22 protein-coding genes and 1 other annotated feature are annotated in these 22,938 nt (G+C 55.5%); of the genes, 3 read left to right on the top strand and 19 right to left on the bottom strand.

Translation table 11 applies throughout. From position 1 onward, the window contains the following. Nucleotides 1-104: 104 nt before the first annotated feature. The 4 genes from thpR to EDC14_RS19205 form a co-directional block, all read right to left on the bottom strand. Nucleotides 105-665, bottom strand: a complete 561-nt coding sequence (gene thpR / locus EDC14_RS19220) for an RNA 2',3'-cyclic phosphodiesterase (RefSeq protein WP_132015939.1) — start codon at nucleotides 663-665, stop codon at nucleotides 105-107. 36 nt (nucleotides 666-701) lie between these two features. Continuing rightward, entirely contained in the window at nucleotides 702-1,946 is a 1,245-nt protein-coding gene (locus tag EDC14_RS19215; RefSeq protein WP_132015938.1) for a competence/damage-inducible protein A, read from the bottom strand. A 185-nt stretch (nucleotides 1,947-2,131) separates the two neighbouring features. Next, complete coding sequence (locus EDC14_RS19210; RefSeq protein WP_165908142.1) at nucleotides 2,132-2,857, bottom strand: N-acetylmuramoyl-L-alanine amidase; 726 nt, start codon at nucleotides 2,855-2,857, stop codon at nucleotides 2,132-2,134. 80 nt (nucleotides 2,858-2,937) lie between these two features. Continuing rightward, nucleotides 2,938-3,267 carry a hypothetical protein gene (locus EDC14_RS19205; RefSeq protein WP_132015936.1) on the bottom strand — a complete coding sequence of 110 codons (330 nt, stop codon included), beginning with the start codon at nucleotides 3,265-3,267 and terminating at the stop codon, nucleotides 2,938-2,940. A 133-nt stretch (nucleotides 3,268-3,400) separates the two neighbouring features. Between EDC14_RS19205 and speD the strand changes: the two genes are divergently transcribed. Beyond that, nucleotides 3,401-3,781 carry an adenosylmethionine decarboxylase gene (speD, locus tag EDC14_RS19200; protein ID WP_132015935.1) on the top strand — a complete coding sequence of 127 codons (381 nt, stop codon included), beginning with the start codon at nucleotides 3,401-3,403 and terminating at the stop codon, nucleotides 3,779-3,781. Between the two features lie 152 nt (nucleotides 3,782-3,933). Here the strand turns inward: speD and ileS are convergent, their stop codons facing one another. Beyond that, nucleotides 3,934-7,086 carry an isoleucine--tRNA ligase gene (ileS, locus tag EDC14_RS19195; protein ID WP_132015934.1) on the bottom strand — a complete coding sequence of 1,051 codons (3,153 nt, stop codon included), beginning with the start codon at nucleotides 7,084-7,086 and terminating at the stop codon, nucleotides 3,934-3,936. A gap of 75 nt (nucleotides 7,087-7,161) precedes the next feature. Further along, nucleotides 7,162-7,396, bottom strand: a binding site (T-box leader). A gap of 465 nt (nucleotides 7,397-7,861) precedes the next feature. Then, nucleotides 7,862-8,290, bottom strand: coding sequence for a type VII toxin-antitoxin system MntA family adenylyltransferase antitoxin (gene mntA / locus EDC14_RS19190; protein ID WP_165908141.1), 429 nt, complete (start codon nucleotides 8,288-8,290; stop codon nucleotides 7,862-7,864). A 502-nt stretch (nucleotides 8,291-8,792) separates the two neighbouring features. Here mntA and EDC14_RS19185 point away from each other — a divergent pair. After that, nucleotides 8,793-9,200 (top strand): VOC family protein, encoded by a 408-nt coding sequence (locus tag EDC14_RS19185; RefSeq protein WP_132015932.1) that lies wholly within the window; start codon nucleotides 8,793-8,795, stop codon nucleotides 9,198-9,200. A gap of 1,034 nt (nucleotides 9,201-10,234) precedes the next feature. Here EDC14_RS19185 and EDC14_RS19180 read toward each other — a convergent pair. From EDC14_RS19180 to EDC14_RS19150, 7 genes are all read right to left on the bottom strand, one after another. Beyond that, nucleotides 10,235-10,450: a hypothetical protein gene (locus tag EDC14_RS19180; RefSeq protein WP_132015931.1), complete on the bottom strand. Its 216-nt coding sequence runs from the start codon at nucleotides 10,448-10,450 to the stop codon at nucleotides 10,235-10,237. 472 nt (nucleotides 10,451-10,922) lie between these two features. Beyond that, on the bottom strand, nucleotides 10,923-11,432 hold the full coding sequence (locus EDC14_RS19175) for a lysozyme inhibitor LprI family protein (RefSeq protein WP_132015930.1): 510 nt from the start codon (nucleotides 11,430-11,432) through the stop codon (nucleotides 10,923-10,925). Between the two features lie 77 nt (nucleotides 11,433-11,509). Next, a complete protein-coding gene (locus EDC14_RS19170; protein ID WP_132015929.1) occupies nucleotides 11,510-12,151 on the bottom strand; it encodes a class I SAM-dependent methyltransferase in 642 nt (213 codons plus the stop codon). 38 nt (nucleotides 12,152-12,189) lie between these two features. Next, a complete protein-coding gene (locus tag EDC14_RS19165) occupies nucleotides 12,190-13,371 on the bottom strand; it encodes a protein-L-isoaspartate O-methyltransferase family protein (RefSeq protein WP_165908140.1) in 1,182 nt (393 codons plus the stop codon). A gap of 88 nt (nucleotides 13,372-13,459) precedes the next feature. Then, nucleotides 13,460-13,720 (bottom strand): GNAT family N-acetyltransferase, encoded by a 261-nt coding sequence (locus tag EDC14_RS19160; protein WP_132015927.1) that lies wholly within the window; start codon nucleotides 13,718-13,720, stop codon nucleotides 13,460-13,462. Nucleotides 13,721-13,791: 71 nt separating this feature from the next. Further along, nucleotides 13,792-14,211: a type II toxin-antitoxin system VapC family toxin gene (locus tag EDC14_RS19155; RefSeq protein ID WP_279388783.1), complete on the bottom strand. Its 420-nt coding sequence runs from the start codon at nucleotides 14,209-14,211 to the stop codon at nucleotides 13,792-13,794. 162 nt (nucleotides 14,212-14,373) lie between these two features. After that, nucleotides 14,374-14,628, bottom strand: coding sequence for a hypothetical protein (locus EDC14_RS19150; RefSeq protein WP_132015925.1), 255 nt, complete (start codon nucleotides 14,626-14,628; stop codon nucleotides 14,374-14,376). Nucleotides 14,629-15,064: 436 nt separating this feature from the next. Between EDC14_RS19150 and ku the strand changes: the two genes are divergently transcribed. Next, nucleotides 15,065-15,889 (top strand): non-homologous end joining protein Ku, encoded by an 825-nt coding sequence (gene ku, locus EDC14_RS19145; protein ID WP_132015924.1) that lies wholly within the window; start codon nucleotides 15,065-15,067, stop codon nucleotides 15,887-15,889. A gap of 100 nt (nucleotides 15,890-15,989) precedes the next feature. Here the strand turns inward: ku and EDC14_RS19140 are convergent, their stop codons facing one another. From EDC14_RS19140 to EDC14_RS19115, 6 genes are all read right to left on the bottom strand, one after another. Beyond that, on the bottom strand, nucleotides 15,990-16,184 hold the full coding sequence (locus EDC14_RS19140) for a hypothetical protein (RefSeq protein ID WP_132015923.1): 195 nt from the start codon (nucleotides 16,182-16,184) through the stop codon (nucleotides 15,990-15,992). Between the two features lie 329 nt (nucleotides 16,185-16,513). Next, nucleotides 16,514-17,515 (bottom strand): LacI family DNA-binding transcriptional regulator, encoded by a 1,002-nt coding sequence (locus EDC14_RS19135; protein ID WP_132015922.1) that lies wholly within the window; start codon nucleotides 17,513-17,515, stop codon nucleotides 16,514-16,516. A gap of 111 nt (nucleotides 17,516-17,626) precedes the next feature. Beyond that, nucleotides 17,627-19,420: a glycoside hydrolase family 2 protein gene (locus EDC14_RS19130; protein WP_132015921.1), complete on the bottom strand. Its 1,794-nt coding sequence runs from the start codon at nucleotides 19,418-19,420 to the stop codon at nucleotides 17,627-17,629. A gap of 60 nt (nucleotides 19,421-19,480) precedes the next feature. Then, nucleotides 19,481-20,347, bottom strand: a complete 867-nt coding sequence (locus EDC14_RS19125) for a carbohydrate ABC transporter permease (RefSeq protein WP_165908139.1) — start codon at nucleotides 20,345-20,347, stop codon at nucleotides 19,481-19,483. A gap of 56 nt (nucleotides 20,348-20,403) precedes the next feature. After that, a complete protein-coding gene (locus tag EDC14_RS19120; RefSeq protein WP_165908138.1) occupies nucleotides 20,404-21,303 on the bottom strand; it encodes a carbohydrate ABC transporter permease in 900 nt (299 codons plus the stop codon). 84 nt (nucleotides 21,304-21,387) lie between these two features. After that, nucleotides 21,388-22,668: an extracellular solute-binding protein gene (locus EDC14_RS19115; RefSeq protein ID WP_132015918.1), complete on the bottom strand. Its 1,281-nt coding sequence runs from the start codon at nucleotides 22,666-22,668 to the stop codon at nucleotides 21,388-21,390. Nucleotides 22,669-22,938: the final 270 nt, after the last annotated feature.

Raw genomic sequence — 22,938 nt, 5'->3', positions numbered from 1 at the left:
TCCTTTGGTTACTGCGTGAGTGACATCCTGCTTAAGAATGGATCAAGAACGTTTCCAAACATATGTTCTGATTCAGTATAACAAACCCGGTCTCCGATGTCAAATTAAGAATGGTTTCCTTTTGCTCCAAAGGTCAGGTCGGCTATCGAGCGATACGCCGGACCCGCCGGCCGCAATTGGCTCTCGATCAACGAGAAGCCGGTCACCAGGGTCCCTGCTCGCCAAAGGGGATTGGCAAAGGAAATGGTCCCCGGCGAGTGGGTTTTAGCCCGGGCCACGGTCAGGTGAGGCTTGAATGGTTTGTCCGCCGGGCCGAAACTCCGCTCCCGGCAGGCGTTTTCCAGCCGTGCCGCCAATCCCGTCAATTCCGCCGCACCTTCCGCCAGGCCGAACCAGAACACCCGGGGCGGCCCGGCCGGCGGAAAGAAGCCCGCCGTACCGAGGCGCATCGTAAAAGGCCTCATCCTCCGGGCCTCCTCTTGCAACCGCAAGCGCAGCGGCCCGACAGCCGCCCTGTCCACCTCGCCCAGAAACCGTAACGTAAAATGAAGATTCGCCGGACTCGTCCATTTCCAATCCGGACTCTCCGGACTGAGCCGGCGGATGAAGACGGCGACCTCCTCCCGCTGCTCCGGCGAGAGCCAAACTCCGATAAAAAGCCGCATATTCAACTCCAAGCAACGTAGATTCCCCGAGATTTCCTAGCTCCGCAGCGCCTGCCAAAGCAGCGCCAGTCCGGCCTGGGCCGCCGATTCTTTGTTGCCGATCCGGTCGAGCGGGAAGATCCGCCGTTCGACTTGGCTGTAACCAGGCAAGTCCACCCCGAGATAGACCAGGCCGACCGGTTTTTCCGCCGTTCCGCCGCCGGGACCGGCGATCCCGGTGGCCGAAAGTCCAACCTCCGCGCCAGTCAGCCGGCGGATTCCCGCCGCCATGGCCCGGGCCGTCTCCGGACTGACCGCGCCATGCTCCGCCAGGGTCGATTCGGGAACGCCCAGCACCGCCATTTTCAATTCATTGCTGTAGGAGTTGACTCCGCCCAGATAATAATCGGAACTCCCCGCGACATTGGTAATCCGGTGGGCCATCAACCCGCCGGTGCAGGACTCGGCCAGCGCCAACCGCCAACCGCGCTCCCGCAGCAATCGCCCGATGGCCGTCTCCAGGTTGTCCTGATCATAACCATAAATGTACCCGCCCAATCGCGCCCGCACCTTTTCGGTCAAGGCGTCGATCAGCCGCCAATTCTCGTCCTCTCGGAAGCCCTTGGCGGTAATCCGCAGCGAAACCTCGCCCCGGCCGGCATAAGGCGCAATCGTCGGATTGCTTTGCGCGGCGATTAGGTCGATGACCTGTTCTTCCATGGCCGATTCGCCGATGCCGACCATCCGGATGGTTCTGGAGGTCAGCAAGGGATTCCCTTCCGCCGCCAAAATACGCCCCAAGCGCTCCCTGACGCTCTCATTCCAGATCCCTTTCAATTCATAGGGCACGCCCGGAAGAGCGACCAGTACCCGACCCTCCCGCTCGACCCAAAGGGCGGGGGCGGTGCCAAACGAATTGGCGATCACCTGCCCGGAGGCGGGAAACAACGCTTGCCTGCGATTGCTCTCCGGATAAGGCCGGTCCATCTTGTGAAAATAGGCCACAATCTGCTCCCAAGCCGCCTGCCGCGGCGTTAATTCTTCTCCGAGCAGCGCCGCCACGGCTTCGCGGGTCAAATCGTCCTGGGTCGGCCCGAGTCCGCCGGAGAGGATTAATAAGTCAGCCCGTTGCCAGGCCTGCCGCAAGGCCGCCACGATCCGTTCCAGGTTGTCTCCGACCGTCAGCTTATGATACAAATCAATGCCTAATCCGGCCAATTCTTCCGCCAGAAAGGCGGCATTGGTATCGAGGATCTGCCCCAGCAACAATTCGGTTCCGATGCATACAATTTCCGCTTTCAATCCGCTTCGCCTCATGTAAGATTAAGATCCGTGCTTGGCCGGAGCCAAGTACTTCTCCATATTATTTTCGCCTCTTCTTTGAAAATTCCTGTTGTGGCCGAAGGTATTCTTCCTTCAATAAAAGGAGCCGTCCATCCCGGGCGCGATTTTTATTCTGGTATTCTGGATCAGGAATCAGGATATGCTCATCCCCTGCCGCTGAAATAGTCGATCACGCCCTGGCAAATCGCCTCGGCCACCCGTTCGCGATATTCCGGCCGGCCGAGGAGCGCCGCCTCCTCGGGGTTGGAAAGGAAACCCACTTCAATGATGGCCGCCGGCATCCGGCTGTCTTGCAGAACCCGGAAATTACCCGGTTTGGCCCGCCGGTTGTTGGGGCCGAGCCGCCCGACCAGTTGCTTCTGGATGGCTTCGGCTAAACGCCGGGAATCGGGGTTACCCGGTCCGTAAAAAGTTTGGGCGCCCCGGTAGCGGCTCTCGGGAAAGCTGTTGGCATGCAGCGACAGGTAAATATCCGCGCCGCTTTGCCCGGCCATCCGGACCCGATTGATCAAGTCCTGCCGTTTTTGGTGGCGCAACTGTTCCGGCCCCTCGCTGAAGTCGCAGTCGGTCTCGCGAATCATCACGCAATACACATTGACCCGTGACAGGAAACGTTTCAAACGCAACGCGATATCCAGATTCAACTCTTTCTCAAGCAATCCCTCCCGGGAGCGGGCGCCTGGATCGTCGCCGCCATGGCCGGCGTCGATGGCCACTTTTTTGCCGGAAACCAGTCCGGATAAAGGCAGGTTGGTCCAGATCGCCGGTTGGGAGTATAGCCACACCCCCACCAAAAGACTGAGACCCACTACCATCCAATACAGATGATCGCCCCGCAACCATAGAACGAAGAGCCGCCTTCGAGCCAATACCATACCGCCTTTCTTTCCTTCTCCCAAGCGCCGGCACAGCCTTCTCCGCAACGCGGCGCCTCTCGTTCCAAAGATATTCAGCCTGCCGGCGCCGCAGTACCGGAATCCGGCGGGAAGCTCCGGTTCATCTGGAAAATGGAACCAAAAGCAGCGTGACCGTTGCGCGCACCGTGCCGTTCTGCCCGGGCGAAGGTCGCGTTTTCCTGCGATTTCTGCCCGGAAGGATCGGAGCGGTTCCGGGCGCGAAAAAATTTAAAGCATTTTAGCTGGTCAATTATCCAATTTATTCTGAGAAGCGCGACTCGAAAATGTTGCGTCATATGATTGACAGCCCCCCCGATTTTTGCTATTATAGGTTTGTTTGTAAAATAAGCGGGGAGCGTGAGAATTCTCGTTCCAGTCCACAAGTTCATACTCCTGATCTAACATATATCCCGAGGCGAGCCGTAGTGCATCATCGGGTAAAGGGAAATCAGGGTGCTTATGGGTCAAAATTATTCTTCCTGACCAGAAGATACTTCGAAGAAGGGGTTGAGGGGAATGGAAACTTTTGATACTGTAGGTGCTCACGTTCTGGCAGACTTTTGGGGCTGCCGGTTCGAAAAGCTCAATGATGCAGAGTTCCTGATGAATTGTTTGCGGAAGGCCGCAAGCAGCGCCAAAATGACAGTCCTCGGGGAGGAGTCTTTTAAGTTTGAACCGCAAGGATTTACCGGTCTCCTTTTGCTTTCGGAGAGTCATATCTCGATTCATACTTATCCCGAACGGGGTTTCGCCGCGATCGATGTGTATACGTGCGGCGGCGGTATGACGCAGAAAGCCATCGAGTTTCTGAAGGAATCTCTCGAACCGGAGACCGTCCATCAGATGGTGGTCCGGCGCGGTCTGCCAGATGAAGAGTTCGCGGTAAACGCTTCTTAATCTCGCAATGAACCGAAATACGATCAAGCGACACCTGGTATTCCCAGGTGTCGCTTTTTTGGATGCGTTCAAGAATCAGCTATGGAACTACCGAACACACCGGAAAGAGGCCGAACCAACCGGCCTCTTTCCCAATTTTGATGACCTCTTTCCTACGCTTGCGCTTGCCGTTCCACCCGGATCTCCGCCGGATGGCCGTTGATATCCCATTTTTCAAACTTGCCGGTCGCCGCCGGCTGCCGCTCGAGCACCAAGGCCAGCGTCTCCGCCATGACATACTCCCGGAAATGCTCCATGGCCGCGGCCACCTCGTCGTCACTGACAAAGCTCAGCCGGATCCGGTCGGTCATCTCCAGTCCTTGAGTCTTGCGCATATTTTGCACTTTGGAAACGACCTCCCGGGCCAGGCCTTCCTCGATCAAAGCCTGATCCAACTGCAAGTTGAGCACGATATAGCGGCCGTGATCCATCTCCACCGCGAAGCCTTCCCGATCCTGGACCCGCACTTCCAGATCCTCCTGGCCCAGGATCACTTCCGTACCGTTGGCATCGAGCTTGATCACTCCGCTACCGCGCAACTCCTTGACGAGCGTCGCCGCGTCGCTCTTCCCCAGCGCCGCGCCGATGGCTCCGAGCAGCTTGCCGTATTTCGGCCCCAACACCGGGAAGTTGGGTTTCACCGTATAGACCACATAAGCGTCGGGGGCGTCGATGAACTCCAGCGTCTTGAGGTTCAGCTCTTCCTTGACCAGCTCCGCCATAGGCGTCAACTCGGACTGGTGTTTCCGGTCCACCAGCATCGTCGCGAGCGGCTGCCGCACCTTGATCTGGACCTTGTTCCGGGCGGCCCGGCCCAGCGAGACCAGATCGATCACCAAGCCCATATGCTCTTCCAGCGTCTTGTCGATCAGCGAAAGGTTCGCCTCGGGATACAGCTCCAAGTGAACCGAATCTTTGGCGCCCGGCGCGCCTTGGATCAGATTGCGGTAAATCTCGTCGGCCAGGAACGGCGCGAACGGCGCCATCAATTTGACCACCGCCAGCAATACTTCCCAGAGCGTCCGGTAAACCGCCTGCTTATCGCGGTCCATCGCCGACGCCCAGAAACGGTCCCGGGTCCGCCGCACATACCAGTTGGAGACCTCGTCGATGAGGAAGCTCTGGATCGCCCGGACCACCCGGGTCAGGTCGTACTCCTTCATATCCTCCCGGACTTCCGCAATCAGCGAATTCAGCTTGGAGAGGATCCAGCGGTCGATCTCCGGCCGCTCCGCTTCGGGAATCCGGTAACTGGCCGGATCGGCCCCGTCAATGTTGGCGTATAAGGTAAAGAACGAATAGACATTCTGAAGCGTCCCGAAGAACTTGGCCGAAACGTCCTTCAAGCCGTCCTCGTCGAAGCGGGTCGGCGTCCAGGGCGGCGAAACCGCCAGCAGGTACCAGCGGGTGGCGTCGGCGCCGTACTTCTCCAGCATCTGCCATGGATCCACCGCGTTGCCGCGCGTCTTGGACATCTTTTGGCCGTTCTTGTCGAGCAGCAGGTCGTTGACGAGCACGTTCTTATAGGGCGGCTCGCCGAAGAGGAACGCCCCGATCGCCAGCAGCGAATAGAACCAGCCCCGGGTCTGGTCGATCCCCTCGCAGATAAAATCCGCCGGGAACAGCTGGTCGAAATCATCCTGGTGCTCGAAGGGGTAATGCCACTGTGCCACCGGCATCGAGCCCGAATCGAACCAGCAGTCGATCACCTCGGTGGTGCGGGTCATCCGGCCGCCGCATTCGCAGCGGAGATGGACATCGTCGATATAGGGCCGGTGCAGCTCGATGGCAGCCGGGTCGACCGGTTCGATGGCCCGTTCGGCCAGTTCTTGCCGGGATCCGACGCTGGTCAGTTTGTTACAGGTTTCGCAGCGCCAGATGTTGAGCGGCGTCCCCCAGTAGCGGTCCCGCGAGATCGCCCAGTCGATCATGTTCTCCAGCCAGTTGCCGAAGCGGCCCTTCCCGACATGCTCCGGGAACCAGTTTACTTTTTGGTTGGCGGCGATCAGCCGCTCTTTATATTTGGTGGTCGCGATATACCACGATTTCCGCGCGTAATAAAGCAGCGAGGTGTCGCAGCGCCAGCAATAGGGGTACGAGTGTGTCAGCCGCTCTTTGGAGAAGAGTTTCCCCTCGGCCTTCAGGTAGCGGGTAATGTCCTTATCGGCCTCCCGGACGAACCGTCCGGCCCACGGCGTGATGACGGCCGTGAATTTGCCCTCTTTGTCGACGGGCTGGAGCACCGGCAGATCATATTTCTTGCCCAACTGATAGTCGTCCTCGCCGAAGGCCGGAGCGATATGGACAATGCCCGTGCCATCCTCGGTGGAGACAAAATCGGCGCCATAAACTTTGAAAGCGGTCGCGGAATCAGTCCGGATGAACGGCAAAAACTGTTCGTACGCCCGGCCCAAGAGCGCCTCGCCTTTGAATTCCTCCAGGATCTCCGCTTCTTTGCCCAGGACGGCCTCGACCCGCTCCCGGACCAGGATATAGACGGCCTCGTCCTCGGGGCGGCGGGCCCGGACATAGGTGAATTCGGGATTGACCGCCAGGGCCACGTTGGACGGCAAGGTCCAGGGCGTGGTGGTCCAGACCAGGAAGTATTCGTCCGGCCGGTCGGCGGCTTTCATCCGGATATAAATCGAATCGATGGTCTCGTCCTTATAGCCCAGCGAGACCTCGTGGGAGGCCAGCGGCGTTCCGCAGCGCGGGCAGTAAGGCATGATCTTGTGGCCCTCGTAGATCATTCCTTCATCGAAGAAGCGTTTGAGGATCCACCAGACCGACTCGATATAGTTGTTATCGAGCGTGATATAGGGATGGTCCATGTCGATCCAGTAACCGATCCGCTCGGTCATCCGGCGCCATTCCCGCTCGTAGGTGAAGACGGACTCGCGGCATTTGGTGTTGAAGCCTTCGATGCCGTAAGCCTCGATCTGTTGTTTGGAGGAGAAGCCCAACTGCTTCTCGACTTCCAGCTCGACCGGAAGGCCGTGGGTATCCCAGCCGGCTTTGCGGTTCACTTGATACCCTTGCATGGTCTGATAACGGCAGACCGTATCCTTCAGGGTCCGGGCCAAAACATGGTGAATGCCGGGTTTGCCGTTGGCGGTCGGCGGTCCTTCGTAGAAAATAAACCGGGGCGCGCCCTCGCGCTCGCTCACGCTCCGTTCGATGATCTTTTCCGCTTGCCATTTTTGCAACATCGTTTCTTCCCGTTGGTTCACGGGAACTTTGGTCTCAACGTCCCAAAACTTGCCCATCGGATTACTCCTTTCAATCCTTTTGCTTCAATAACGCGCAAACCATAGGGTACAAATAAAAAACCCGCCCCTGTCAATAGGGACGAGTCACTTTACCCGTGGTACCACCCAGCTTGAAGAGTCAAACGCTCTTCCGCTCATTGCCGTTAACGGCGGCATCCCGGCCATTCCTACACGGTTCTAAAAGCTACCTTTCGGAACGCGGCTCCGGAGCGATCTTCCCGTTTCCCGGTCCAGCGCCGGCTCTCACCTACCCCGGCTCTCTGCAGCTTCCGTCTGAAACAGTACTCTTCTCCTTCAACGCCTTTGCAAGTCATGAAAATCATGCTAAAACATTCTAAGTATAATATATATTTCGGCGCCCGTCAACTTCCGTCGTCGGAGAATCCAGGGGTACGTCAAAGTCCCATCCATTCATTCTCCGCTGAGACGCTGAGAAAAATGAGAAAGGGTTGTTGATTTTATGCGACTAAACTCTGCGCCTTTGCGCCTCTGCGGGAGTAATAAATCGTAAAACTCACTTTCGTTTTATTTTTGACTTTGACGAGTCCGCGTCGGAGAATCCCGCCTCACGGGCCAAAACCACGTCGTTCGGACGGCGGACGCCCGGCCGACACGCTTCAAAGAATGCTCAGGCTTACCATTTAGAAGCGTTGTGATAAACCCTGTCCGAAGGCCAGGGTGAACACAAAAGCTCAGAAAAGCAAGTGATAAAGTCGTTTTTTAGTCCATTGAAAGGATGATTTCCGAATTTGAGGACTTTATCACATGGCTTTTAGTTATCCTCCAGGAGCCTTGCTTTATTCATTTCAAAATAGCGGTTGATGATATAGGTCTGATCCAGATATTGATAGAAACTGGCGGTCCGGTACTCCACCAAGAACGGCCGGTCCCCATCTTTAAACAGGATGCCGCGCTTGAAAATTTCGTGCCGCAATAACGGCGGGGCTTGGTTGATGAGCACCAGATCGACGGTTCGTTTAAATCGCTCCTGAAGCTGTGCGATTTCGGCGATCTTATATTTAAGCATGGATTCCGGGTCAGCGTCGCTCAGGTAGACTCCGATATCGATGTCACTGCCCGGGCCGTTCCGCGCTGCGGCGTAGGAACCGAACAAATAACCGAAGCGCACCTTGGCTTGGGGTTGATAATATGCGGTTAGTTCCGCCAGCAAATGTTCCCGGTCTACTGCTACTCGTTCCATCTTCATCATCCGCTACCATCCGCTCCAAACCGATCGATTTAGCGATTTATCGTATGAACTTTCCCAACCTCAACCTGTCATCAAACCAGGTTATTCAACGCCGTGCCAACATACTTCCATTCTAAACCATTTGGAATCCGGTTGCAATGGCGGCGTCGGCAGCCCGGCCATTGGCTTTCTGGCAGTCCTTACGCGGGGTTTTTTCTCATAAGCAACTCCGGCGCTTACTGCCGGAGTCAGAGCGTCGCTCCAATACTCCCGATAACCGTCCCGTCCAATACCAACAAACGGTTGAAGCTGACCTACGGTGAGGACTGCAGCCTGCAGATCCGGAGCAAGCGGGGTTCGGCACCTCCGTCTGCATCCGGATCCCTTTGTCCCCGCCACAGCTGAGGGACTCGGCGTAACAAAAATGAATTAACCGGTCATACCAGGCTATTGGTTCACCGTACCGTTTCGTGGTAAACTAAGAATAACAATTCCATCAAATGGAGGCTCGCTGATGATTAAAGGAATCGCGCACGTAGCTTTTAATGTAACGGACATGTCGAAATCGCTCCAGTTTTACTGTGACGTGCTGGGTTTTCAAAAGGTGTTTGAAATCCGGGATGACCATGGCAATCCGTGGATCGAGTATATTAAGATCCGCCAGGGCCAGTTCATTGAGTTATTCTACGCCAAGGAAGCGTTATCCAGGGGCAACGCGCCTGGATTGACCTATTCCCATCTCTGCCTGGAAGTGGATGACATTCACGCCATCGCCGACCGGCTCCGCGCCAAAGGCTTGACCCTGGATGTCGAGCCCAAGCAGGGCAAGGACGGCAACTATCAATGTTGGGTCCGCGACCCGGATGACAACCGGATCGAGTTTATGCAGATGGATCCGAATTCGCTTCAGAGCAAAAGCTGAGCGGTTAATCCGTTTCTCTCGAAACCAAACGGCCGGCGTCGGGGGACGCCGGCCGTTTGCATGGGCCACGTTGCGCCGCCCGTTTACCGTTGACCGGTAATGCCGAATTCCCGCCAGCTCTCCCTGAACCATCAAGTTTTCGTTGCATGGATCTGCACTTTCCCGACTTATCCACAGCCAAAATTCATTAACCCCATTCAACGGAACCGTTTATCCACGGAAATAGCTTACTTATTCACAAAAAGAGCTCGCTTATCCACAAAATGAGCTTACTCGACGACCGAGCGAGCTCATTCTCGCGAAAAAGAGCTCATTTATTCACAAAAAGAGCTCGCTTATCCACAAAACAAGCTTACTGAACGACTGAGCGAGCTCTCTTATTCACAAAACAAGCTTGTTTATTCACAAAAAGAGCTTGCTGGGCGATTGAGAGAACTCTTTTTCCACAAAAAGAGCTCGCTGGACGACTGAGCAAGCTCTTTCAGTCACCAAAAGAGATCCGTCACTCGCAAAATGAGCTCTTTCAGCTCCTCAACCCGATCCCTACTCTAGAAAATAAATCATGTATCAACAGGGAAAAAAAATCTAAAAGAATATTCTTCCCGCCAAGACGCGGAGACGCAGAGAAAGTACGAATAGTAATGATTGAGGGGATTATTATATTAAAAACTCTGCGCCTTTGCGCCTCTGCGGGAGTATAAAAATGGCTTATTTTCATCCTTGCGATTGCCCCAGCTATACTGGGGTGGGGGACTACTTAGAAAAATCGCTTCGAAGCCTTGTGGTTTCCCCTTTAAGGGGCAAGGGGTCGCACTTAGGCATTTTTCATCCTTTCGTTTGTCCCAACTTTGTTGGGGTGGGTGGCTTATCCATAAAACGGTGCTAAACTCGATCGGTTGGCCATGTACATGATCCGGCTGAACCAGGAGCGGAGACGCCGTGAAGTGAGAAAGTGACTTCACGGTTTCTTTTTGGGGCATAAAACGCCTGCTCCGCGCAGTCGCCGCTGATGAAAAGAAAAGCCTCGCCCCAGCTCAGTTAAAATCCAGCTCCGTCAAGCCGAGGGCCTTCTCGATCTCCAGCGCATACTGTTCGGCGTTCATTGTGCCCGGGTAATCAAAAAAAGACAGCCTCCGGGCAAACGATAAGACTTGCACGTCCGAAAAATGCGCCAGGGACCCGAAAGGACATTGTTCCCTATCGAACAGTTCCCGCAGCGCTTCGACAAATTGTTTTTCCGCCGCTGTCATTTCCCATGCAATCCTCCAGCTTTTTTCCGATCCATCGTGAACTTCTATTGGAAATGCATTGGATTTCGCCTTTTTTCGTATTCAAAGCCAAAAGAATCGGGACATTGCCTAAGGATCACGGAGGGCTTCCTCCCCCATTTGCATCGTCCGGGACCACCAAGTCGCGTTCAGCGGCAATTTGCTCCGGCTTCAGAGCGATTTATTTGAAAAGATCTGTGAGATGAGGGAACTCTGCAATTCCGGATGGGAAAAGGCATCGGCCTTTGGTGGGGATCGTTCCGGACGCCACCGCCGGGATGCTGATCATGCCCGGCGGTGTAGTATTTTGGGTTGGGGAACGGCCGGATTACGGTGAACGGTGGGGTTCGCCCCCGATCGAGCGGGGCTTTTCCGGAAGGGTCGCGCTCGTGGAGAGCGGCGCTATGTCTCGGTGATGAACGGAGCCGGACTGTTTTTCAAGGCTTAACCGGGGCTATGGTTCCCGGTAGACGAACCGGACCTCGCCCCGAAGCAAATAAAAGTATTCCATGAGCTCCAGGGTGCGGGAGCGGATCCGGTTCTTGTAAGCGAGGATGCTGTCGACCCGGCCTTGACTGCCCAGGATCGGCCCGTCTTTTCGAGTAGCGAGCAAGGTTGCCGCGACAAACTCCGCTTCGTTCCGGTGGTATTGCAGCCAGCCTCGTTGCGCGGTTCTGAGCTTCGCCTGTTCCCCGGGGGATAAAACCGCCAGCAGTTTCCGGTAAATCGCGTTCAATTCGCCATCCCACAGTTTCGCATATTTGGTTTCGAGCTCGACCCATGTTTGGGTTCCCCAATCCTTGCCATTCGAAACCGCTTTGCTCTCGCGGTCGTACGCGGCGTCAAGCGGGTTGGACCCGATCATTCTCTGAAACTCACCGCTCATGTCGTAGCCGTATCCGGCGTTGGCCAGGAGGGCCAGTCCCAGGAGCAGGACCACTCCTATCAAAATTGTCTTCCGCATCCGCTTCTCCTTCGCGCCATATTCCCCGCACCGGGCCTTCCGCCGGGATGACTCGCAGCCGCCGGGCTCCGGGGCACTCACGCTTTGGTATTCCGCAACGCGATTTCCCAGAGCAGCTTCGGCGCCTGGTACCGGTGCATCTCGTATTCTTTCAGGGCGAGAACCTCCCAACCGTCGAAGAGCCTTAACAGGTCCCGCTGGTCGAAGAATCGTTTCCGCGTGCCGTGAACCTGATAAAAATGCTCCTCGATCCGCTCCCCCTGGCCCGCGCCGTGATTCCGGTCCCGCACCGAATTGACCCGGCAAAGCAGATAACCGCCCCGCTTTAATACCCGGCCGATCTCCCGGACGACCCGTCCGGTCTCCAGCCAACTGAAATAATGAAGCGACAGATCGGCGATGAGCACTTGGGCGGCGTCATCCGCGAAAGGCAGTCCGTCCAACATATTAAAATGCCGGGTATCCGGTTTTGGGATAAAAAACTGCAAGCGCCGCAAGGCTTCAGACGAGTAATCGCAGGAGATCACCGGGTATCCCCGTTCCGCCAGGTACAGGGTATCGTTGCCGGAACCGCAACCGAGATCGATGACGGGGATCGCTTTGGATTCGTCCAGATAATCCCGGTATGCGTCCAGCCAAGTGTCATATTGGGGTTTGGCCGCGCCCTGGTCCGCAAATATCCGGTCCCAGTCATTCGGCCGTTCCGCTTCATTCGCCATGGCAATAAGCCCTCCTTGACATTTCTTGCGCCGCCGGGTCAGAGCGTCCACAGGAATTGCGATTCCGCCCGCTTGACGAGCCACTGGTCCGCTCCGGCCGGACAGGGGAGAACGCTGTCGGCCGGATAGATTTGGAGCCGGAATTCCGCCGGAGCGGGCCGGCCGCGCTCCACCCACTCCCGGACCGCCTGAAACAGCCGCTCCCTCGCTGCGTCGTTCCCATAGGCGACGACCCGGCCGTCCCTGCAGATCGCCAAAGAGTCCCCGGCGCGAAGGCCGAAGGCATTGGCTTCGTCCGCATCGCTTCCCAATTTCAGAATGAAAAAATCCGGTTCCCGCAGACTCAGGAAGAAGCGGAGCGCAAGGGTCTTGCTCATGACACTCGCCCCAAGGCGGATGTCCGCTTCCCACGGCAAGGGGGAGTCCGAGACGAAGCGCGTCTTCAGGCTCTCCCATTCCGGCAGTTCTTCAAGGAAAACCCCCTCCGTTTCCGGAGCCCGGTGCTTGCCGGTCAAGGGCACAAACTGCGAATCGATGGCTTGAAGCGCCGTAAAATGGTCCGCCGCCTTTTTCAGAAGGTAAAGAATATCCCCCGCCCCTTTCACCTTGAGCGGGAATAAGACGAGGCCATCGTCTTTCACCTGCCGGTACAGGGAACGGGGCAGATCAAAGCCTCCCGCCGTAAAGATCACCCGGTCGAAAGGCGCCTCACGCTCCAGGCCGGGACCGCCGTCCCCGGCGATGATGGTGACATTGCGGACCTGCAATTGCCGGAGATTGGACTGCGCCTGTTGCGCCGCTTCGGGGAGGATTTCCGCGCTGTAGACATGGCCCGTTTCGCCCACCAGATAACCCATGAGCGCCGCGTTCCAGCCGCTTCCCGCCCCCACTTCGAAGACCCGCTGGCCTTGCTCCAGCCGCAACAGGTCCAGCATGTAGAGGACGAACGACGGCTGGGAGATGGTGGAGAGCACCCTGCCGTTCCGGTCTTCCTGCAACGCCAAGGGGACGTCCCGGTAAAGCAGCGGGAGATGCTCCGCCAGATTCTCCGGGGTGATCTCCACCCAGGCGCCGGGACCGAGCCGGTAACGCTGGACGAAGCGGTGGCGCGGGCAGGCAAGGAAAGCCCGTTCCGTCGCTTCCCGCAGCGGAAACTGACGGTACGGTACGCGTCTGGCCACTTCCAGCAGCTCGTTCTGGTATTTATGGTAATTCGCCATGGTTCCCACCATTCCTTACCCTCGCCCGAGCAGCCCGATTGAACCTGTGAATCCCGCTAAAAGGCCGGTTCCGAGGTTCCCGTCAGCCTCAGATAAACTTCTCGTAGGACACGGCATATTCTTCGAAGCCGCACATCTCATAGATTTTTTGGGCACGGCGGTTCCAGGAGTAGGCGTGCAGCTTGACTCTGGCGATCCCCCGCTCCTTCATCCAGCGGAGCACTTCGTCGAGGAGTCTTTTGCCGATGCCCAAGCCCCTGGCCCGCTCATTGAGGTACAATTCATCGCACAATCCCATTCTGCCGCCGCCATTATCAGCGGTCCGGTCTTCCTCGAAGATCCTCCCCAGGGCATATCCGGCGCGGCCATTCCATCCGTCTTAGCTGCGTGATACCTTGACTATGCTTATTCTTCATTGTTCTACGATTGGCCGGATCCTATGAGAATATCCTCTAATATCAATACCTTAGGCTTATTTACAATTTTCAATTGTTTATCGTTGGTGACAAAAAAATCAGCTTGATTGAGAATCCCGGTCGCCACAAAGATGGCATCCGGAACTTTCAATCCATATTCGGCCCGGATTTTAGCGCTCAATTCGGCAACCCGATCTCCTACTTCCACGAGGGTGAGATTGGGGAATCTTTTGAGTAACAATCGGTATTTTCCTGCTAGAACCTCGTTTCCTTGACGAAACGTATGGGTTAAAACTTCGGTAAGAACTAAAACCGATGTTATTCCAAAATTTCGGCCATGTTCGACTGCGTTGAATAATTCCCGCGTTCCCCCGATATATCTGGGATTTTGTTCAATATGATAAATGAAGCAATTGGTGTCAATTAAAAGCGTTGTGATAAACCCCGTCCGAAGGTCGGGGTGAACACAAAAGCTCAGAGAAGCAAGTGATAAAGTCGATTTTTATCCTTTGAAAGAGTGATTTCCGAATTTGAGGACTTTATCACATGGCTTTTAATACTCTCGCATGAACGGGGATTATCTCAATTAGTCTTCCCATGACGTTCTTTCTTCCCGAATATAAGAAGTGGCGTCATGCTTTTCCCATATTTCTTTCCCAAGCCCCTCCAGCTCTCGGGTGAATGATTGCGGCTTTTTAATGATAAATATGGTGGCGCTGGTTTCATCATAGTCCCAGATCAGCTCATCGCCGATTTTAGCCTCGATCTTTGCCGCAATTTCCTGCGGAATCTCAGTTTGGTAATGATGGTTGATGACCGAGCATAATCTCTGTTTTTCCAACCGTAGCCCCCCATTCCTGGTCCATGAAGCTCTCAAAACGCAAATGCGATTAACTGATTTGCACCGCACAATCCTGTTTTATTATACCATTTTCCAGAATCGATCCATAGCAGACGGAAGGACCATTCCAAAATGATGGAAAGAGTCCGACTTTTCCGCAACTCACTTCTCCGGGGAACGTATTCTTTGAAAACGTCACTCCCAGCCCGTACCGATTCTCATCATTTTCCACACCTTCGGCCTTTTTCCTTTAAAACCCATCATATATTCCACGAATATTCGAATCATCGGACCTCGCTCCTTCTTTGTCAACGCCGCCGCCCGCCATGATTGGGGGATTTTTCAGCTTTCGCGGGCCGGCTTTGGATCCTGCTATCGCATCCTCCGGGGTAGAATTCTCCGCTTCCGGGCAGTCTATGCAGTGAGGTGATGGATTTTGCGGACCCTTTGGAAAGGCGCCATCAGCTTCGGACTGGTGAATGTGCCCATCAAGCTGTATACGGCCACCGAGAAGAAAGAGATCAAATTTCATTATCTGCATGAAAAATGCGGCACGCCCATCAAGTATGAACGGCGCTGTCCCACTTGCAACGCGACGGTTCCCAACGAGGAGATCGTCTGGGGTTACGAATATCAGAAAGGCCAGTATGTGGTCTTGAAGGAAGAGGATTTCGACCGGCTGCCCGACGAGAAGAGCAAGACCATCGATATCCTGGACTTCGTGGATCTGACGGAGATCGATCCCATCTATTTCGAGAAGAGCTACTACCTGGAGCCCAACCCGGGCGGGGAAAAGGCCTACGCTTTGCTGAAACGGGCCATGGAGGAGACCGGCAAGATCGCCGTGGCCAAGGTGACTATCCGCACCAAGGAAACCCTGGCCGTGCTGCGGGTCTATCAGAACGTGCTGTTGATGGCGCTCATCTTTTACCCCGACGAGATCCGTTCCACCGCCGGACTGAGCGGCGTCCAGACCGAGCCGGATCTGCACGAGAACGAAATCGCCATGGCCAACAACCTCATCGCCAATCTCTCGGGCCATTTCGACGCGGCCAAGTACACCAACAATTATCGCGAAAATCTGATGCAATTGATCCAGACCAAGATCGCCGGCGGCGAAGTCGCGCAAGCTCCGGCGGCGGAGACCGGCAAGATTATCGACCTGATGGAAGCGCTCCGGGCCAGTCTGGCGGCGACTGAAAAGGCCCAGCCGGACCGGCCCAAAGCGGCCAAACGCCGCGGCCGCTCCAAGACTGGCTGAGCCGCCGGAGGGCCGCGCTCTATAGCATTTTGCGAAAGCGTAAACGGCTTTGTTCGCGCTTTTCACTCCAACCCGTCAATGCTTTAACAAAATGCCGTATTCATGCCACTTCGGGTTTGTGCACGCACCGTTCCGGAGCGGCCGGCGGATTCGGCAACGGGTCGGCCCCGCTCAGGAAATAGCGGGCCGACTCTTCGTAACAGCTCATGGTCTCCTCGAAATCTTGCACCCGGTTAAAGTAGACCAGATCGAGTTCCAATGCCAGCTGACCCTGGATTTTTATCCGTTTTACCATTTCTACCTCCTGAAATGTTGACATACTCAGTTGTTCTCTACACTTGCTGGGTTTCCTTCAAAAATTTTCCTGGACTTTCCGGGCAAAAGCTCGAATGGAAGGAAAAAAGAGCGCTTTTCGATCAAAAGGAGGCGCTGCAAGGTCCGTTGTTGCGGTTTCCGGGGTTTGGCGGGCCGGATCGGGAAATTTTGCGGCGGTTTGCGGCAAAAAAAAATCGCCTGATGAGACGATTTTTCAAAACATCCATGTGAAAAAATGAACCTGCCGAACGGCGCTTCACCCGTTAACCGCCGGAGTGGCCCGGTCGGGGAAGGAAAAAACGCCGGATTTTAACGTTCCGGGACCGGCCCGGTGCTCTCCCGGATCACCAGGGTCGGGGTAATCGCGGTCTTTTTGGCGACCGGTTTGCCCTGGAAAACATCGTAGAGTTTATGGACGGCCTCCAGGCCGGTATGCAGCAGATCATTGTCCACCGTGGTGAGCGAGGGCGTGGCCGCCTCCGCCAGGATCGTATTGTTATAACCGATCACCGAGATGTCCTCGGGGACGCGGAGCTTCATTTGAATGCAGCCTTTCATCACCCCGATGCCCACGATGTCCTCGCCGCAGACCACCGCCGTGACCCGGGGATTCTTGGCGATCAGCTCCCGCAGGCCGGCCGCGGCCCCTTCCAGGCTGCAGGCGATGGGGAGGACGTTCCCCGGGTCGAGCCCGTTGGCGGCCATTCCTTGCTGAAACCCTTTCAGCTTCGCCAATGCGCTCGGAGTGCGCGAGTCGATGAAATAGTAGATATGGCGGTGCCCCAGATCCGCCAGGTATTGGACGGCCTGGCGGATGCCGCAGGCATCGTCGCAAGTGATCGAATAGACATTGGCGGCCTGGATATAGTTGTTGATAATCAGGACCGGGACTTTGGCGGCGGCCTGAAAGATGTGAGCGTTGCTCTTCCGCTCCTTATACATCGAACCGATCAGGATCACCGCGTCGACCTGCCGTTCCAGGATCATCCGCAGGCTTTTCTTTTTGTTCTCAAGCTCCATGCCGGTATTGGCCAGGATCACATTATAGCCTAGCTCGGTAAAGCGGCGCTCGATGGTATGGAACATTCCGGCCACATAAGCGCTGGTGATATCATTGGTCAATATCCCGATGGTCTTCATCGAGCTGACCACCAGGCCCCGGGCGAAAGCGTTGGCCACATACTGGGTCTGCTCCAACACCTGCTGGACTCTGCGCCGGGTCTCCTCCCGGACCATCTCCGGCTGGTTGAGCACCCGGGAGATGGTGGCGGTGGAAACCCCGGCCAACTTGGCGACATCTTGCATTTTCATGGCTTTATTACACCCAAAACATTTTCCTTCAATTATAACATTTTCTTGGGAAACGTGATACCGAAAAAATGGTTAAAATAGCCAAATCAATCCGTGACCGCCAAGCCGCCCCTATTTGCCCTCCGCCTGCTTCTCGCGGTAAAAAGCTTGCAAGACGTAAAAGGCGGCCTTGCGGGTCTTTTTATCCAGCGCGATCAGGCCCTTCCGGTTGACCCCCTGCTGATAGCGGTTCATCCGGCGCGGCGTCTGGAAATCATAGAGGATCCAGGGCGAGATGCCCTTGATATAATCGGACTCCTTGACGAATTTCACCTGTTTCCGGTAGACCTCCGCCATATGCTCCTCGGTAAAAAGCACCGCGGCGTCGTCATGATATCCGGCCAGCCCGTCGGCGCCGGTTTCGGTGATGATCACCGGCTTCACCGGAGCGGAGTTCCGGCCCAGCTGCGCCAGTTCCGTAAAATCCAGTTTATACCAGCCGTAGTATTCGTTGACGCCGATGACGTCCAAATAATCGGCCAGCGGGTCTTCGATCCTGATCTTCTTCTCATTGACCAGACAGGCGGCGGAGATCAGCCGGGTCGGGTCTTCTTTCCGGGCGGCTTCCGCCAGCCGGCTCATGAAGGAGAGGCGCGGCGCGGTGGCGGCGTTTTCGTTCCCCACCGACCAGATGATCACGCTGGCGCGGTTCTGGTCACGCCGGACCAATTCCAGCAGCTGATTCTCGGCATCCCGGTAGGTCGCCGGGTTCTCGAAATCGATGGCCCAGTAGACCGGGATCTCCTCCCAGAGCAGAAAGCCCAGTTCATCGGCGAGCTGCGCCGCCCGCTCGGTATGCGGATAATGAGCCAACCGTAAAAAGTTACAGCCCAGCTCCTTGGCGTCGGCGAAGCGCCGCCGCAGATCGGCCTCGTCGGTCGCCTTGCCGAGGACCGTGTCGTCCTCGTGCACGCAGACGCCCCGCAGAAAGAGCGCTTTGCCGTTGAGCAGGATCTCGGTGCCCCGGACTTCGATCCGCCGGAATCCCACCCGCAGGGCGATGGCGTCGCCCTGGTACTCGGCCCGCACCGCATACAATCGCGGCTGTTCGGGACTCCACAGCTCGGGCGCTGCCTCCAATTCCAAGCTGCCCTTTCCGGCGCTGACCGGAAGCGTTTGTTCGATCCCCAGTTCCGGCAGTTCCAGGCGGAGCGCGCCGTCCCGGACGGGACCGTCCACTTCGACCTCGGCCCGGATCCGGCGATCGGAAGCGCCGGGTGCCAGAAAGATCTTGAAATTCTTAATGAAAGTCGCGGGCACCCGGTATAGCTCGACATCGCGGTAGATTCCGCCGTAGTTGAACCAGTCGGTGTTGCGCATCGGCACCCGGTCGGCAGTCCGGGTATTATTGACGCAGACTTGAAGCACATTCCGCTCCTGCAGCCTGCCGGTGAGCTCCACGCAGAAAGGCGTCGACCCGCCGTAATGATTGCCGAGAAACGCTTCGTTCAAAAAAACCTTCGCATCATAGCTGGCGGCGCCGATCCGCAGGAAAACCCGTTCCCCGGCGGCTTGCTCCCTGTAGGTGAACTCCCGTGCGTACCAGGCGCTGCCCTCGTAATAGTAGTACTCCGGCCGCAGCATGTTCCAGCAGGACGGTACCGGGACCGCCTCGCCGCCGTCGTAGTCGTAATCCCAGGGCACCGGCCGTCCCGCGGCGTCGCAATGGCTCAGCCGGTTCCAATCCGACCGCAGCCCGGTGTCATAGGGATCAATAGTGAAGGTCCAGGTCCCGTTCAGGCTCTGAGCCGGCCGGTTTTCGGTGAAGATCAGGTTTTGATGATTCAGATTCTGCAGATTGTATTTCTGATCATAGTTTTCATTATGGATGGTTTCCTGATGATTCTCGGATGGCAGTATCGTCATGAGATGACTCCTTTTCGAGTGTATCCCGCAAGGACGCTTGCGGTCGCTGTGAAATCCTGTTTATCCCTTGACTCCGCCGGCGGCAATGCCTTGCACGAAATACTTCTGCGCCGCCAGGAAGATCATGATCACCGGAATGACCGAGATTACGCAGGCCGCCATCTGGGGCCCGTAATAAACCGTATATTGCGTGACAAAGTCGGACATTCCCAACGGAATCGTCTTCAGATAGTCTTTCGAGAGGTAGATCATCGGCGTAAAGAAATCATTCCAGAAGTACCGGAAGGAGAAGATGATCTGCGCGGCGATGACCGGCTTGGCCAGCGGCAGCATGATCTTGCCGAAGATCAGAAAATCATTGGCCCCGTCGATGCGGGCCGCTTCCAACAACGAATCGGGAATGGTCATGAAGTACTGTTTGACCAGAAACGTTCCGAACGCGGTGAAGGAACCGAGCAGGATCAAGGCCAGATGCGTATCGTACAGTCCCATGTTGCGAACCATGATAAATTGGGGAATAATCATCACTTGCTGCGGCACCATGATCGAGGCGATATAGATCATAAAGAGCGCATCCCGCCCCTTCCAACGGAGCTTGGCGAAGGCGTAGGCCCCGGTGGTCGCGGTGACCACTTGCACCACGGTAATCAGCACGGTCACCTTGACCGAGTTATAAATATATACCGGGAAGGTCTTCAGCAATTGCTGAAAGTTGCTCCAGATAAAATGCTCCGGAATCAATTTCACCGGATAATCGAAGATCTCCGACTCGTTCTTAAAAGCCGAGGAGATCATCAAAAGCAACGGAATGATAATCATGGCCGCGGCCACAATCAATGCGGCGTAGACCGCCACGGTACCCAGGGCAGACCCCTGCCGGGTTGCGGCGGAATTGCCGCTGGAGTAATTCGCATTCACTTGCGCCATGGACTCATAAACCTCCTTCTCCCAAACAGCTTGGCGTAAGATGACCGTAGGCCGGCCTACAGATCGTAGGTGACCCATTTCTTCTGCCCCCGGTATTGGATGATGGTTACCACCAGGACGATGAGCAGCAGAATCACCGCTTCCGCCGAGGCATATCCCATCTTATAATACGAGAACGCATTCTTGTAGATATCAAAGACCAACACCGTGGTCGAATCGCCCGGTCCGCCGCCCAATTGGCCTCCGGTCATCACGAAAATCGGGTCGAATACCTTGAAGGAGTTGATGATCGCCATGATCACGCAGAAAAAAGTGGTCGGGCTGAGCATGGGAATAGTAATATTCCATAACTGCCGCCATTTGCTGGCCCCGTCGATATCGGCCGCCTCGTACAGCTCGAGATTGATCGCTTGCAAGCCGCTGAGGAAGAGAATCATATAATAGCCGAACGACTGCCAGATGGTTACCAGAATGATCGTCAATAAAGCCGTCTTCGGACTGGTCAGCCAGGGTATCGGCGTCATTCCGAGCGAGGTCAGGAAACCGTTGATCGGCCCCTTGTCCGGATGCAGGATGACCATGAACACCAGCGAGATGGCGACCATCGACAGCACGACCGGGAGAAAGATCACTGCCCGGAAGAAGTTCCTGGCCACGATCTTCTTATTCAAGAGGACCGCGAAGCAGAAACCGAGCACGATCTGGGCCACTACCGAAACCACCGTAAAATTGACCGTGTTGGTCAAGGCGTTGATAAACGAGGTGCTGGTAAAGGCGCGCACAAAGTTCTTCAAGCCGATCCACTGGTAGGTAAACCCTCCGGAGTAATCGGTGAAGGCCAATCCCACGGTCGCCATCATCGGGACCAGGACAAATAGGAAGAATCCAAGGAAGCTTGGCAATAAAAAAGCCGCCACCACCAGCCAGGAGCTGGATTTGGAATTGCTATCCGCCATCATCATCACCTTTCTTTGAAACGGAGCTTCGGCCCGGCCGAAGCTCCGTTGCGGAAGCAGAATCATTCGGAAGCGAAAAATTTCTTAGCGATTGGACTCGGCAAGTTGTTTCAATTGCGCCCGGAATTGGTTCACAAACGTGGTTTCGGGCATATCGGTGGCGAGATACTTATCGAGCTCGACATTCAGAGTCGCCTCGACCTGCGATCCCAATTCGCTATACCACGGAGCGATACGCGGCGCGGGGTCGATCAACGCGTTCAGCGACTCGGTGTCGGGAACGACCTTGGCCAACTCGGCCTTTACGCCGGCGTCAACCACCGGCGGCAGGAACCCGTTGCGGGCCACGACCTTGGCTCCTTCGGAACTGCCCATCCAGGAGATGAACTTGAAGGCGGCCGCTTTCTTTTTGGAACGGCTATAAATATGGTTGAAGGTGCAAGCGCCGACGGTAACATACTTGGACTGATTGCAAGGCATCCGGGTGATGGCCCAGTCATTCCAGCCGTAATCCTTGAGCAGTTTTTGATCTCTTCCGGCCACCATCATTCCGGGGAACCACTCGCCGATGATCAGCATTCCGACATTGCCATCGTAAAATCCCTTGGAATAATGCATTTTGGTGGCTTTCAACTCGCTAGCCGATATGATCGCCTTGGACTTTTCAAGGTCGCGGCGCATCTTGACGCTATAGGCGAGCACTTTGGAGTCGATATCCACTTTGCCCTTGGCATTAATAAACTGGTTATTCTTCTGGACTACCGGGAGCACGCTCAGCATCGGCCAGGTGTAGAGCAACCCGCCGTACACTTTGCCGTCGCCCGAAGCCAGTTTTTTGGAGACTTCGGCAAACTTATTCCAGGTCCACTCGCCTTTTTTCACGTATTGGTCAGGGGTGGGGATGCCGGCTTTGGCGAAGAGCTTCTTGTTGTAATAGGTATAGTAGCCGGCGCCGCGGAACGGAATGGCCAATACTTTGCCTTTGACCGTGATCTGCGGAGCATACGCCTTGATCGATTTCATATCGTATTTGGCGCTCTTGATATAGCTGTTCAGCGGTTCGATAAAGCCGTTTTTATTCTGCGGGAACATATCCGTTTGCCGTTTTTGCATATAACAATCGATATCGGCCCCGCCGGCCAGCATCGTTACAATTTTGGTTTCATAATCCGCCGACGGAACGATCACCGGTTTCACGACAATCTCTTTTTGGCTGGCGTTAAAAGCATCGACGATCGATTGGTAGGTCGGGTCCTGCCACATATAGTAGTTAATCTCGATCGGAGCGGCAAAGCTGATGCTACCGCTCAACCAGACTATCAGGGCACAAGCCATTAAAAAAAGTAATGCCGATCGTTTCTTCATTTTCTTCTCCCCTTCTCTAGTTTAGGTCGTCAAAACAAGCCATGGTAGCTGCTCCCGCTCTCACATCCTTTCCTTCTTGAAGTAAGAAAATAGATGATAATATTTTTTGTAAGCGGTTTCATGAAATCGCTTACATTCACTATAAGTCTTTTTCACTTTTTTGTCAATTCCTCTTTGTTTTGGATTAATCGCTTGACTCTGGATCCAATGGGCGTTCGCAGGCACGTTGCAAATGAAAAAACCCGATGCAAAACGCACATCGGGTTTTTA

Source organism: Hydrogenispora ethanolica (assembly GCF_004340685.1).
Classification (GTDB): Bacteria; Bacillota; UBA4882; order UBA8346; family UBA8346; genus Hydrogenispora; species Hydrogenispora ethanolica.
Note: the sequence above shows the minus strand (reverse complement) of the source record. Positions and strands in the feature narration are given on the sequence as shown.